General features: G+C 38.4%; 9 protein-coding genes. 5 read left to right on the top strand and 4 right to left on the bottom strand.

The annotated features are described in order from the left end of the window. Positions 1-344: 344 nt before the first annotated feature. Both PHO71_RS04215 and PHO71_RS04210 read left to right on the top strand, forming a co-directional pair. Positions 345-3764: a SusC/RagA family TonB-linked outer membrane protein gene (locus PHO71_RS04215; RefSeq protein WP_300199377.1), complete on the top strand. Its 3420-nt coding sequence runs from the start codon at positions 345-347 to the stop codon at positions 3762-3764. A 21-nt stretch (positions 3765-3785) separates the two neighbouring features. Further along, positions 3786-5507 (top strand): SusD/RagB family nutrient-binding outer membrane lipoprotein, encoded by a 1722-nt coding sequence (locus tag PHO71_RS04210; RefSeq protein ID WP_300199375.1) that lies wholly within the window; start codon positions 3786-3788, stop codon positions 5505-5507. A 101-nt stretch (positions 5508-5608) separates the two neighbouring features. On the opposite strand, the gene PHO71_RS04205 is transcribed toward PHO71_RS04210, so the two are convergent. Then, entirely contained in the window at positions 5609-7027 is a 1419-nt protein-coding gene (locus PHO71_RS04205; RefSeq protein ID WP_300199372.1) for an ATP-dependent RecD-like DNA helicase, read from the bottom strand. A gap of 96 nt (positions 7028-7123) precedes the next feature. Between PHO71_RS04205 and PHO71_RS04200 the strand changes: the two genes are divergently transcribed. Genes PHO71_RS04200 through PHO71_RS04190 form a run of 3 tightly spaced genes read left to right on the top strand, consistent with a single transcriptional unit; the run spans position 7124 to position 9104 of the window. After that, positions 7124-7810 (top strand): hypothetical protein, encoded by a 687-nt coding sequence (locus PHO71_RS04200; protein WP_300199370.1) that lies wholly within the window; start codon positions 7124-7126, stop codon positions 7808-7810. Further along, the gene (locus PHO71_RS04195; protein ID WP_300199367.1) at positions 7810-8580 is read left to right on the top strand and encodes a DUF3822 family protein; all 771 of its coding nucleotides are present in this window, start codon (positions 7810-7812) and stop codon (positions 8578-8580) included. The genes PHO71_RS04200 and PHO71_RS04195 overlap by 1 nt, the downstream gene beginning before the upstream one ends. Then, positions 8571-9104, top strand: a complete 534-nt coding sequence (locus PHO71_RS04190; protein WP_300199364.1) for an RsmD family RNA methyltransferase — start codon at positions 8571-8573, stop codon at positions 9102-9104. Before PHO71_RS04195 ends, PHO71_RS04190 begins: the two co-directional genes overlap by 10 nt. 15 nt (positions 9105-9119) lie before the next feature. Here the strand turns inward: PHO71_RS04190 and cls are convergent, their stop codons facing one another. The 3 genes from cls to PHO71_RS04175 form a co-directional block, all read right to left on the bottom strand. Continuing rightward, entirely contained in the window at positions 9120-10559 is a 1440-nt protein-coding gene (cls, locus tag PHO71_RS04185; RefSeq protein ID WP_300199361.1) for a cardiolipin synthase, read from the bottom strand. Positions 10560-10690: 131 nt separating this feature from the next. After that, complete coding sequence (locus PHO71_RS04180; RefSeq protein ID WP_300199358.1) at positions 10691-13525, bottom strand: TonB-dependent receptor; 2835 nt, start codon at positions 13523-13525, stop codon at positions 10691-10693. 80 nt (positions 13526-13605) lie between these two features. Next, a complete protein-coding gene (locus PHO71_RS04175) occupies positions 13606-14010 on the bottom strand; it encodes a hypothetical protein (RefSeq protein WP_300199355.1) in 405 nt (134 codons plus the stop codon). Between the last annotated feature and the right edge of the window lie 13 nt (positions 14011-14023).

Below are 14023 nucleotides of genomic sequence, written 5' to 3'. Positions count from 1 at the left end.
CTAACAGTTGCTCTCACTGCTGAAATGCCAATCAATAGGTGGATACAAGTATAGAGTGAGGGCGTGAGAGCAAAACTGCTGCAAATCTTTTATTGTGTAGTATGTTTCGGTTGATTCAAAACGGTGCAGAACTGAATTAATATAAACTAATATAAAAGACATAGTTACCTTAAATAATCGACTATGCAACACTTTTTTAAAGATTTCTTCAAAAAAAAGAAGATTTAGGCTAAGTGTTTATTAAATTGTCATTGTTTTATTATTGAAAGGCAGGGGAAAAGCGAACCTTGTCTAACATTAACGCGAGAAATAATCAACTAATGTATAACCATTAATTTAAGTTTATGAAAAGCAATCGTTCACGACGAGTGTCGAATCTATTTCGGACTTTATTGATTCTATTATTTGTGATCATCCCATCTCAATGGGCTATAGCACAACTGACATTATCAACGTCACGCACTAATTTGGGAACTGTTATCAAACAGATCCAGTCGCAATCAAAGTACCAGTTTTTTTACAGCGACAAATTATCTACAGTCAGCGTAGGTGCTTTGAATGTAAAGGACGCTTCATTGGAAAGCGTATTAAGCACACTGTTGAAAGGAACTAATATTTCTTTCAAGGTAGAAGATAACATCGTTTATTTATCTGAAAAGAATGCACCTCAAGCTAGCCCACAGCAGGTAAGTCAGGAGCGCACCATCAAAGGGCAAGTCATTGATACTAAAGGAGAACCGTTAATTGGTGTAAGTATTTTATTAAAAGGAACAAGTAATGGTACCATTACTGATATGGACGGTAACTATACACTGAAAGTCAGTGGAACCAATCCTGTCTTAGTGTTCTCTTATATAGGATATAAGTCAATAGAAGTTCCTGCCAAAGAAAACAATATTAATATTACTTTATCTGATGATACTCAAGTAATTGACGAAGTTGTCGTTACTGCTTTAGGTATCAAACGCGAAAAGAAAATGTTGGGATACGCTGTCCAGGAAATCAAAAGTGATCAATTGAACAAGACAGGTGATCCTTCTGTAACCAGTGCATTGCAAGGTAAAGTAGCCGGTTTGCAAATGAACACATCGGGAACAGGCCTAGGAGGTTCTACTAAAATCACGATCCGTGGTAACTCTTCCTTATCAGACAACAACCAACCGTTGTGGATTGTAGATGGTGTTCCTTTTAGCGATAACAACAATTCAGATGCGTCTTACTATGGTGGTGTAGACCGTGGAGGCTCTGCTGTCGATATCAATCCGGAAGACATTGAATCAATCTCTGTACTGAAAGGCCCTAATGCTGCTGCCCTTTACGGTTCACGTGCCGGTAATGGTGTTATTTTGGTTACGACTAAGAAAGGTAGTAAAAAAGATGGTTTCGGGGTTCAATATAATGGTAATTTCACATGGAGCCAAGTAGCTGAAACTCTTGAGATGCAGGATAGATATGGTCAAGGTCATATCGTTACACAAGATGCTAACAAAAATCCGCTTTCTCAGTATTATGCGACTTACGATCCTAAAGATGCTTCCAGTTGGGGTCCTGTATTGGACGGAAGTATGCAAAAAGCATGGAACGGAGACACTTATGCTTACTCTAAATATGGTAACAAGCTGGAAGACTATTTCAATGTAGGCTTCGCACAAAATCACAATGTAGCTGTTAGCAATGTAACAGAAAAATCTCATTTCCGCGCTTCTTTCGGTAGCTCCAGTAACAAAGGAGTATTTCCTAATGAAAAGTTGAACAGAATCAATCTCGACCTGAATGCCGGGATGGAATTGAACAAGTATTTCTCTATGGACGGAAAAATCTCTCTTTCACGTACCAAAGCTGAAGATCGTCCTTATTTCGGAACCTATGGAGCCGTTGCTCAATTAATGGGTATTCCTAATAATATTCGTCTGGATGACTTAAAACAATATTCCAATGCTAATAATGCACACGTAAACTGGACAGGTCCGACAGCCGGTATACGTAATCCTTATTATGTATTGAACCAACGTCACAATTCTGACGAACGTTGGAGGGCTTTCGGCTACTACGGTGCCAAGATCAATTTCACAGATTGGCTGCACCTTTCTGCTAAATATGCATTTGACTATTACCGTACACGCATCCAGGATACAAATGCCGGAGATGGTATTAACGGTGAAAGTAGCATGAAAGATATCACCGACGATTCATTCGACCGGTCTGAAGATAACTTCTTCGAATCAAATGCAGAATTTGTATTAATCGGTGATAAACAATTGACTGAAAACTTCCGTTTAGGGTTCTCTGCAGGTGCTAACTTTATGTATCAGAAGAACGAATCCTTAAATGCGGGTGTACGTAATATGTTGGATAAAGGACAATGGATATTCAATGCCGCTAATATGCTAAACACAGCTGGCGAATCCGGATATGAAAGAGCTACCAACTCTGTATTCGGTTCCTTACAGTTGTCATGGAAGGAGTATTTGTCATTGGACTTGACTGCTCGTAACGACTGGTCATCTACACTTCCACAACAGAACAACTCTTTCTTCTATCCATCTGCCAACATTAGCTTTGTCATTACAGACTTTGTCCGTTCATTGGATAAGTCGTTGCCTAGCTGGCTGACATTTGCAAAAGTACGTCTTTCTGCTGCACAAGTTGGTAAAGATACTTCTCCTTATCAGTTGTATAATACATACGCATTCAAATTTGAAAAAGGCGAGTTAATCCCAAGCAAATCGAATGTGAAAATGAACGACCAACTAAAACCTGAAATTGCTTCTTCTTACGAAGCAGGTTTGGATATGAAATTCCTTAAAAACCGTCTGGGATTTGACTTTACCTATTATTATAGTCGTACTAAGAACCAGATCATGAAAGTTCCTGCCGCAGCTCCCTGGAGTGGTGGTAAATGGGTAAATGCCGGTTTGATTACTAACAAAGGATTTGAATTTATGATTTATTCAACTCCCGTTCAGACAAAAGACTTTACATTCGATTTGAATGTCAATCTTGCCAAGAATATATCAAACGTTAAAGAGTTAGCCGAAGGGGTTGATTATCTGTACTTCAACGGTGACTCCAATTTCCCTGTGAATGTAGGTACTCGTCCCGGTCATAAGCTAGGAGAAATTTATGCGAAGACTCTGTATAAACGCGATGATAATGGTAACATCCTTATCAACAAAGAAAATGGTCTGCCAATGACTACAACAGATGCAAACGAACGTTTGGCTAACCCTATTGGAAATATACAGCCGAATCTACTAATGTCCGTAGCACCTGCATTCACTTACAAAGGATTCACACTTTCTGCTATGTTTGATATGAAGTTTGGTGGTGATATCATTTCTATCTCTGAAATGAATTCTACCGGAAACGGACTTTCCAAACGTACAATGAATCGTGGTGAAAACGATAATTACATGATGGTATTCCCCGGAGTATATGAAGATGGCACTCCAAACACGAAAAAGATCTCTGCATCTAACTATTACGGAGCTTTAATAGCAGAAGATTTCATCTATGACGCATCTTTCATCAAATTGAAGGAATTGTCTTTCGGCTATACATTCCCTAAAAGTATGTTGAAGAAGAGTCCTATTCAGTCATTGAGCCTTTCCTTCGTAGCCCGTAACTTGGCATACTTGTTGAAGCACACTCCGGGTACAAGTCCTGAGGGTGGATATGATACAACGATGTTCTCTCAAGCTATTGATTTTATGGCTGTACCTTATACCCGTACTTTCGGATTCTCAGTAAACTTTAGTTTCTAACCATCAAATAATGATAGACATATGAAATTCAAATTATATAAACCGCTTGCTCTGTGTACCCTGATAATGGGATTGACAGCTTGCCATGATTTTGAAGAATTAAATACCAATCCCTATGCACCGGTATATAATCCGGAAGTTATAGGAGCCACCCCCGATGGTATTGACATCGACTATGAACTGTCTGAAAGTGCACTACAGAGCCTTCAAGGTACTGAAAGCGCTATTGGTTCTGTGTTTGCCAACTTCACTTATGAAGGTGTGTACAATGACTATCAAGTAACAACAAACCTGACTCACGATTTTTACGCAGCCTATTTTGCAAACAACGTTAGTGGTTTCGTTACAGATTCTCCAACATATCGCTACAGAGATGACTGGTCTAAAAAAAGATGGGAACATTTCTACGATAACCGTACGGTAGAAGAGTATAGCCAGTTGATCAAGACTTTCTGGTTCTGTGGTAAAGATCGTTATCATAACGCATTTTATATCACTCGTATCTACTATGCATTCCTTCTTTCTATGCTAACAGATACTTACGGTGCAGTGCCTGTAGAATATTATGTGAAAGGTGCAATGCCAACAGAAGAGAAAGTAAAATATATGGATCAGAAGGATGTATACGATGTGATCTTCCAATTACTTGATCAGGCTATTGCCAAGTTACATAATACTCCGGCTACTTCACAATATAGCTTAGGCGAAAATGACAAATGCTACGGCGGTGATAAAGAGAAATGGTTGCGTTTTGCTAATACTCTGCGTTTGCGTCTGGCACTTCGTGTTTCAAATGTAGCTCCGGAGCTTGCTCAGGAACAAGGCAAAAAAGCATTGGAAGATCCTTCCGGTCTTATGCAAAACGACGATGACAATATGAAACAAACACCTAAATATTCTTATATAACAGGTGGTAATGAAAACATCTACACTTTATTATATAACTGGAGTGCCAATGTTGTATTGTCCAAAGAAATGGAGATTGCCTACAAGGAACAATCAACAATTTTAGACCCTCGTTGCGAAATCTTATGGTGGAGACCCACTTCACTTGATGCTTTAAATCAAGATGAGCCTAAGGAATCGGATAAAGACTTCAATGGTTGTGAGAATGGAGAAACAGCGTTAGGTGGAAGTTATACTACCATTTATTCACCGAGCCGTGTATTTATCAAACAAGACCAACGGAAATTAGATCGTAAACATTGGTGGTGTTATGGACGTGAAATCACATGGTTGGGATACTCGGAAAGTTTGTTCTTACGTGCAGAAGCAGCTCTACGCAAATGGAGTGCAGAAGATCCTAAAGACTTATACCTACAAGGTATCCGCGCCTCATTCAATTACTTCGAAATCGGGGCGGATAAAAAAGGACAAGACAAAATTGAAAAGTATATCGATAATCTTAAAGGTTTGGAAGCTTTCAATGGTACAAATAAAGAGGAACAATTAGAACAAATCATTACCCAAAAATGGATTGCAGTTTACCCGAACGGAAACGAAGGTTGGGCTGAATTCCGCCGTACAGATTATCCCAGATTCATGAAGACTCCAAAGAATGGAAACAACTCAGGTGGAGAAGTTCCTAATGGCAAGTTCATCAAGCGTTTGAGATACCCGGATAGCGAAGCTTCAAATCCGAATCGTCCGAAAGCTGAAGATACACAAGGAACACGTCTGTGGTGGGATATTGCCGATACCAACAATGGCTCGGGAACATATCAGACTCCAAACAACTTCTAATAAAGTCTTATAAAATTCGGCTATTCCCAAAAGCCTTGAATTTACAAAATCACTTTCGTTACAGCATTGTAACGAAGGTGATTTTTCGTTTTAAGATCCTTTCACTCTATCTGCCCTTTGGGATAATTCACTAAATACAAAGTTTTTGTAGCTCGTGTAAACGCTGTATACAACCAACGAAAATAATCAGGAGTCAGATATTCATCCGTCATGTACCCTTGATCCAAAAAGACATTCTGCCATTGTCCACCCTGAGCTTTATGGCAAGTTACTGCATAGGCATATTTTACTTGCAGAGCATTATAATACGGATCAGCCTTCATCTTTTTCATTCTCTCCTGCTTTAGAGAAATGTCCGCATAATCTTCCAATATCGTATAAAACAGACGGTCATTTTCTGATTTAGGCAAAGCAGGTGCATCCGAATGTAACGTATCCAACAATAAATTAGCATCCAACTCAAAATCATTCTGATCGGGAAATCTGAGAGTAACCTCAGCAAAGCGAAATCCATACAGCTCACGCGTCCGACGAACACGCCGAACAACGGCAATTTCGCCATTAGCTATAAAATCCATCTCTTTGTATTGCTCCGTCCAATAATAATTATTCTTTGCTATCATCAGCAGATCCCCAGCATTCAATTCATCCTCCCTCCAAAGGATTTGAGCACGAATTCCTTTATTATATAGGTTCGCGCGTTTATTAGAACGACAAATTACAATGGTTTCATCCATACCGTCACTCCCGTAGCAATTAGTCAATTCATCAATCAGCTCTGTCCCGGGCAACACCTTGATATCAGCAAAACCGTTCACCTTTATCTTAGGCAAAGAATAGCAATTATCTTCCGCTATCAATTGCCGCAATTGAGTAGCATTCCAAAGAATTCCGGATTCCTGCACCTGCCGAACCACTTGCGTCAAATTAACCTCACGCACTTCCAAGCCATATCCTTTTAAAGCATCTGCAAAAAGTGCAGGACTCAATTCTTCTCCTACAGGTGGTAGCTGTGCAGTATCTCCCATCAATAGTAATCGGCATCCTTCTCCCGAATACACAAACTGTATCAGATCATCCAACAATCTTCCTGTACCGAACATATTGCCCGATAAACCTTCGTTAGAAATCATCGAAGCTTCATCGACTATAAAAAGAGTATTTGTAGCCAGATTATCATTAATCGAGAAATTAGTCATCTCATTCGAGAAAGAGCGTTGGCGATATATTTTCTTATGAATTGTAAATGCCGAATGACCCGCGTACGCTGAAAAAACTTTAGCAGCACGTCCTGTTGGAGCCAGTAGTACAGACTTCTGTCCTAACTTATCCAACGTTTTGACCAATGCCCCTACCAAAGAGGTTTTACCCGTTCCTGCATACCCACGTAGAACAAAAACCTCGCCACTTATTGTAGAAAGCAGAAACTCTGAAAGAGATTTTACAGCTATTTCCTGTTCAAAAGTTGGTTGATAAGAAAAATTTTCCTTAATTTGCCTTTCTAAATAGTTATTTATCATTTTTGTACGAGAAAAAAGTTCTCGGAACTATCGTATTTAAATTAATTTATTCTATTTTTGCGATGCGAATATAACAACTAAAAAACATAATTTATCATGAAAACTGTATTTAATATTGTATTAGGACTCTGCGTGATTGCATTGATCTATATTTGCTATAACAGCATTATGGGTCCTATCAATTTTGAAGAAGCCAAAAAAGCAAGAGAAGAGGCTGTTAAAACCCGCTTAATCGACATCCGTAAGGCACAGCAAGAGTACAAAAATGCACACCGTGGACGCTATGCTGACAAATTTGACGTTTTGATCGATTTCGTTAAAACACAAAAGTTGCCATTCGTTAGAAAAGAAGGTGAATTGACCGATAAACAATTAGAAGACGGACTTACCGAGAAACAGGCAGTGGAAATCGTCAATAGAGCTGAGAGAACAGGTCGTTTTGACGAAGTTAAAAAAATGGGACTCGAAAAGTTCAGACGTGATACCATGTGGGTAGCTATAATAGACACTATGTACCCTAGAGGTTTCAACGCTGATTCTATGAGATTTGTTCCTTATGGAAATGGAGCTGAATTTGAATTCATTATAAGAAATGATTCCACTGCTTCAGGTGCTGCCGTATCTCTATACGAAGTAAGAACCCCGTATGAGGTTTATCTTAACGGTCTTAATGAACAGGAAATTATCAACCAAAAAGACTTAGACAGCAAAACTGGCAGATACTCCGGTTTGATGGTTGGTTCTATTGATGCTCCTAACAATGGTGCCGGAAACTGGGAATAATGATTGATTTGACTAAATCAAAACAATATACTTTATCCATCCGTCTTAGTACGGATGGATTTTCTTTTTCTATCTATAATCCGATTAATGAAGACTCACTATCATTAATTGAAAAAGAGGTAGATTCATCTCTATCTCTTACAGCCAATCTGAAAAACATCTTTCAAGAATCGGACTTTTTAAGTTGCTCTTATAAAAGAATAAATATAATAATGCCAAGCAAACGTTTTACGATTGTGCCATTAGATTTCTTTGATGAAGAGCAAAGTGAACTTTTATTTTATCACAATCATACAAAACGGGAAAATGAAACCATCATCTATAATATTCTGAAAAAGAATAATATAGTTTCGATTTTTGGTATTGATAAAAGTGCATACGCCTTTTTAAATGAACAATGCCCCGAAGCACGTTTCTATTCCCAAGTTACCCCACTCATAGACTATCTCTCTATCAAAAGCAGACTGGGAAATAGTAAAAAGATGTATGCTTCTCTCCGTAAAGATGCCATTGACATTTATTGCTTCGAAAGAGGACATTTACTGTTAGTCAATTCTTTTAGTTGTACACATACGGAAGACCGTATTTACTACTTATTATATATCTGGAAACAAATGGAATTTAACCAGGAACGAGATGAGTTGCATCTTACAGGAACACTATCTGATAAAGAAACTTTAGTCAATGGACTGAAGAAATTCATTTTACAGGTATTTATTATGAACCCAGCTTCTAATATTGACATACAAGCCATATTATCATGCGAGTAATCAGCGGAATTTATAAACGAAGAAGATTTGATGTGCCACGAACTTTTAAGGCACGTCCTACTACAGATTTTGCCAAAGAAAATCTGTTTAATGTGCTCAATAATTATATTGATTTCGAAGATGGCGTAACAGCCCTTGATTTATTTGCCGGCACTGGCAGTATCAGTATAGAGTTGGTATCCAGAGGTTGTGACCGAGTTATCAGTATAGAAAAAGACCCGGCTCATTATTCTTTTATCTGTAAAATTATGAAAGAAGTGCAAACAGAAAAATGTTTGCCTATACGTGGAGATGTATTCAAATTCATCAATAACAGCCGTGAAAAGTTCAATTTCATATTTGCAGATCCACCCTATGCTTTAAAAGAACTGGCTTCCATACCGGAATTGATATTCCAAAATGAATTGCTTAAAGAAGATGGGCTGTTCGTATTGGAACATGGAAAAGAGAACAACTTTGAGGATCATCCACATTTTATTGAAAGAAGAATCTACGGTAGCGTAAATTTTTCCATCTTCCGGTAACCTCAATTCACACAACTAAAGTAGCGGAGCCAACAGACGAACAACAGACTCCGCCGCCTTTCGTCTCCATGAACGCTTTACCCAATTTTTCAAAAATATTTGTGTGCTTTCATGTTGATCTTGTAAAAATATCTCTTTCATTTCAAGTGCTGTATTCATATCATACATAAATGCATTCACTTCAAAGTTATGTTCAAAACTACGAAAATCGACATTTGTAGATCCTACCGTACAAAGCATATCATCTGAAACCATCAATTTGGAATGCAAGAACCCCTTTTTATAGAAATAAACTTTCACTCCCGCCTGCAGCACATCGGCCAAATAAGAATGCGATCCCAGATGAGTAATCCTGTTATCAGCACGTTCAGGCAACATCAGACGGACATCCACACCAGCTAATGCAGCCACTTGCATTGCAGCTAATATTTGTTCTGTTGGCAAAAAGTAAGGAGTTTGCATATAGAAATATTTCTTTGCCCCGGAGATAGCCATAGTCAATCCTTGCATAATTTCTTTCCATGGCCCGATAGGTTCACTAGTAACAATTTGTACCAACGTGTTTCCACAGGATTCTATTTTCGGAAAATAACGGGAAGCAGTGATCAACGTACGGTCTACAAAGTACCAATCAAGCAAGAAAGCTGTTTGTAGACCATGCACAGCTTTACCTTCCAATAATATATGTGTATCACGCCAGATTCCCCAAGAAAAGCCACGCATATAGCGTTCGGCCAAATTCATTCCTCCCACAAACCCTATGCGTCCGTCAATTACTACAATTTTTCTATGGTTCCGATAATTGACTCTGCTGGTAAACAAAGGGAAACGTACTTTCAGGAAACTTCTGACTTCAATCCCTGCATTACGCATTGCCTCAAAGAAACGGCTAGGCACGTGCCAGCAACCAACATCATCATAAATCACTCTGACTTCAATGCCCTGAGAGGCTTTCTCTATCAGTACATCTCTTACCATACGCCCTATAGCATCGTCCTCAAATATGTAATATTCCATATGAATATGCTGCTTTGCGTTATGAAGTTCACATAATAATGATTGCAATTTGGTATACCCCTCAGTATAAACGGCAACCCGGTTTCCTTCGAATGGAAAAGCTTGATTTGTATGTTGAAATAGCTGAATGAGGCGAGTATATTCATCGGGAATATCGGTACAATCCTGAGCCAGATATTCTGCCATAGGTTTCTTTAAAAGGCGATTATAACTCTTCCGACCAATGATACGTTCACGCCGCTGGCTTCTACCGAAAAAAATATAGAAAACGAGTCCAACAAAAGGAAGAAAGAGTAATATAAGTATCCATGCCAAAGTCTTAACCGGGTTCCGATTATCAAGAATGATAATGACAATCGTACCGATAATGGCTCCGAAATAGACAATATCGAATGCTACTGTTGCTATCTGGCTTACTACAGAATTCCAATCAATCATAAAATCTCCTTTCTATACGGATACTAAACAACAAATATAGAGGATTTTATCGGATATACAAAAAAGTCCCGACAACAACTCACATTATCAACGGGACTTACTGACTATTCAATTTATAAAACCAGATACTTTTAAAAACGCATCGGTCGTACACCTCCACCGAAGCCACGTCCACCACCTCTAGTACCATCGAAGCCATGTCTTTCGCCTCTTTCACCTCCACTACGTGCCACCTTTCCTCCTAATGTGTTAAAGCGATAAACAAAGTGCACCATGAAATAACTACCTAAAGTATTATACTCAGTATCACTTATCATCGTCTCACTAATAGAACGGGATAAACTGCTTTGTTGTTTCAGAATATCATATATTTTAAGACGAATCATAGCAGCATTGTTTTTCAGGAAGCTTTTAGATATTTGTGCATTCCACAACACTTCATTATTATTCAATCCGCCGGTATATCCATTCTTAAACCGCCAATTAATATCTGTTGAAATAGCAATCTGCCACGGTAAATTAACGTTTGTACTTCCTCCGACATAATAGTCAAATGTTTCGCGATTGCTATTTTCCTGTTTACTGTTTCTAACCAAGTTATATTTCACAGAACCATTTAATGATACATCAAACACCTCACTGCGATAACTACCCACAAGTCTTTCTCTCAAGTCCAGACTATGCGTCGTACTCAATTCCTGTTCTGAATTTCTTGCATTTCCCACACTTGTATAACTTACAGCATCGCCATAACCCACATTCGAAGTAGATAAAATCGTGAATTTTGGGTTCCTCAAAGGAGTATTAAAATTAAAGTATCCCTGTGTCCGCCAATTACCATTTACATTCTCTTTCTTATAAATACGTGCTCCAGTCTGAGGATCATACGTCATCTTATTAGCAACCGAATTCAAAGTGTTCGAATAGCTCACATCCAACGTATAGCTACGCATAGATTCCGGAATAAACCGTCTGTAGTTTAAACTAAAGTTACTATTGAAAGAAGGTTTCAAATTGGGATTACCATATCTAAGGTTCATAGGATCGGTAATATCAATTACATCTTGCAAATCTTCGATATTGGGAGTACTACTTCTTCCACTATAACGGAACATCAACACGTGTTGTTTAGTAAACATATACCGAAACATCATTGAAGGTGACCAATTCAGCACATTCTGTTCAGGAATATTCTTTTTGTAGTTTGGCCCAATCGTTGTTTTACTTAAAGAAGATTGTGGAGTAAGTCCTACACCTACATCATAAAACATTTTTGTATACACACCACGAATAGAGAGATTAGCCGTATGAGTATCATAGAAATTCTCAACCCGTGTACTCAAATCATTATCATATCCACGTTCCATATATTCCGGATAAGGATAATAGTTAATACTATCATATACCAATGATTGCGATAACTGTTTACGGTGAGCAAATTCATAACGTAATTGGAGAAAATGATTCTTGAAAACAGGCTCTGTATAAGATGCAGACACACTCCAGTTACGGCTATCACTGTTCCGGTCAGTATAACGAGAAATATCCGAGATGCTATCCAATTCAAAAAATTGAGTCTGTGAATCAGAATAACCGTCCGATTCGCTGTCACTATATCCGAAACGTGCACCCAAAGACAAATTTCTACCTTTATCATTCAAACGACGAAATGCCATCAAACTTCCATTAAAAGACCAATTATACCCATTGGAAGAAGAAGCTGATTCTCTTTCATTGACAGGATTATGAGAATTATTATCCGTTCGCGACCAAGAACTACTGCTTGTTTCTGTTTGCGAATAACTACCATTGGGACGAAAAATAATAGTAGTCAATGTATCCGGCCGCCATTCCATACGAAAATCAACTCGGAGATCATGTCTGTCACGATTCGACAAGTTTTTACTTTGTCCAAAAGAAGACGTTTCTCCCAAGAAAGTTTCAGAAGAGCTCGTACGACGGGCATCATTATTAGAATGTCCATACTGCACATTTCCTCCTACCTGCATTTTAGTTGTTTCTTTTGCATAAGTAACACCAAGCGATTGAGAAGTGGTAATACCAGAACCGGCATTACTACTGCTAAGCCCCTGGCCAGCATCTCCAAACTCTGAAAATCCTTGATTATTTGTATTATTAGCAGAAGCTATGACAGAAATATTCGAATCATCCTTAAAACGACTGACCATAGCTCCACCTTCATAACGATCTTTGTTACCATAACCAGCAATCAGGTTACTAATTATCCCATTTTTCATTCCTTTTTTGACCGTCAAATCCAAAACCGACTCTTCATTTCCATCATCAATTTGGGTGATACGTGCCATATCACTTTTCTTTTCGTATGATTTGACTTTATCAACGATATTTGCAGGCAGGTTTTTCATTGACACCTTTGGGTCATCAGAGAAAAACTCTTTTCCATCTACCATGATTTTCTTTATTTCTTTACCATTGATAGTGATTTTTCCGTCATCACTAACCTCAGCCCCCGGAATTCTCTTCACCAGTTCCTCCAACATAGCTCCCTCCGGAACGGGATAAGCCGCAGCAGAATACTCGGTTGTATCCCCTTTCACGACAACAGGCGGAACTACCGCTGTCACCACTGCTTCTTTCAACATCACAGCATCCGGTTCCAATGAAATATTTCCCACTTGTTTATCAGAAACACTATCAGTCAATTGCAAGGGAAGGAATTTAGTACGAAAACCTATATAGGAAACCTTCAACAGATATTTCCCGGCTTTGACCTTAGGAAGAGTGAACCACCCTTTATTGTTACTTGCTACACCAGCAGCATGAGTACTATCCGGCAATGACAACAATTGAACAGTAGCCTGTGCCGCCGGTTCTTCCGAGTCAGATTCCAAGATACGTCCCGAAACAGTAATTGCCTTATTTTGCGCGGAAATAGAGAAGGTGCATAACAATATCAGCACCATCAAAACTGAAAATTTCTTCATTTACCTTATTTACGATTTAGTAGTAAAATACAATGCCTTTTTGACAAATTGAATCGTAAAAGGTTTAATTTAAACGAAAACTATCTTTTAAATAATCGATCAACTACCGCTTTTTTTAGACCAAACTCCAAACAAAGCACATTAAAGATCAAAAAAGTTAGAAATGAGGAAGTATCTACGTTGATCACATCTTTTTGAATGACACGCCATAACATCCCGCCAAAAACAAAAAGAAACGTTAAAAAGATAGCATTACGGACTGCTGTATTACGAATTTGTTCCGTTTCATGACTCTCATTCTTGCTCAACGCAAAGATGATCATCAAGCATCCGGACATCATAAGCAACTTCGTACATTCTTTATAAAACAACAGGTTCTGATCGGTGATCATTCCATTCATATACAATACAGGAACAATAAATAAGGAGATAATAAGAATAAGATATCCTATCGGACGACTGAATACAGGTAGTAATGCTTTCATAATTCTACGTTTT

This window comes from Bacteroides sp. (assembly GCF_028690125.1).
GTDB lineage: Bacteria > Bacteroidota > Bacteroidia > Bacteroidales > Bacteroidaceae > Bacteroides.
Note: the sequence above shows the minus strand (reverse complement) of the source record. Positions and strands in the feature narration are given on the sequence as shown.

What these genes read in the sequence shown, in the direction of transcription:
- PHO71_RS04205 (WP_300199372.1), bottom strand. Translation starts at nt 7,027, where the DNA reads ATGATAAATAACTATTTAGAAAGGCAAATTAAGGAAAATTTTTCTTAT.
- PHO71_RS04210 (WP_300199375.1), top strand. Translation starts at nt 3,786, where the DNA reads ATGAAATTCAAATTATATAAACCGCTTGCTCTGTGTACCCTGATAATG.
- PHO71_RS04200 (WP_300199370.1), top strand. Translation starts at nt 7,124, where the DNA reads ATGAAAACTGTATTTAATATTGTATTAGGACTCTGCGTGATTGCATTG.
- PHO71_RS04195 (WP_300199367.1), top strand. Translation starts at nt 7,810, where the DNA reads ATGATTGATTTGACTAAATCAAAACAATATACTTTATCCATCCGTCTT.
- cls (WP_300199361.1), bottom strand. Translation starts at nt 10,559, where the DNA reads ATGATTGATTGGAATTCTGTAGTAAGCCAGATAGCAACAGTAGCATTC.
- PHO71_RS04190 (WP_300199364.1), top strand. Translation starts at nt 8,571, where the DNA reads ATGCGAGTAATCAGCGGAATTTATAAACGAAGAAGATTTGATGTGCCA.
- PHO71_RS04215 (WP_300199377.1), top strand. Translation starts at nt 345, where the DNA reads ATGAAAAGCAATCGTTCACGACGAGTGTCGAATCTATTTCGGACTTTA.
- PHO71_RS04180 (WP_300199358.1), bottom strand. Translation starts at nt 13,525, where the DNA reads ATGAAGAAATTTTCAGTTTTGATGGTGCTGATATTGTTATGCACCTTC.
- PHO71_RS04175 (WP_300199355.1), bottom strand. Translation starts at nt 14,010, where the DNA reads ATGAAAGCATTACTACCTGTATTCAGTCGTCCGATAGGATATCTTATT.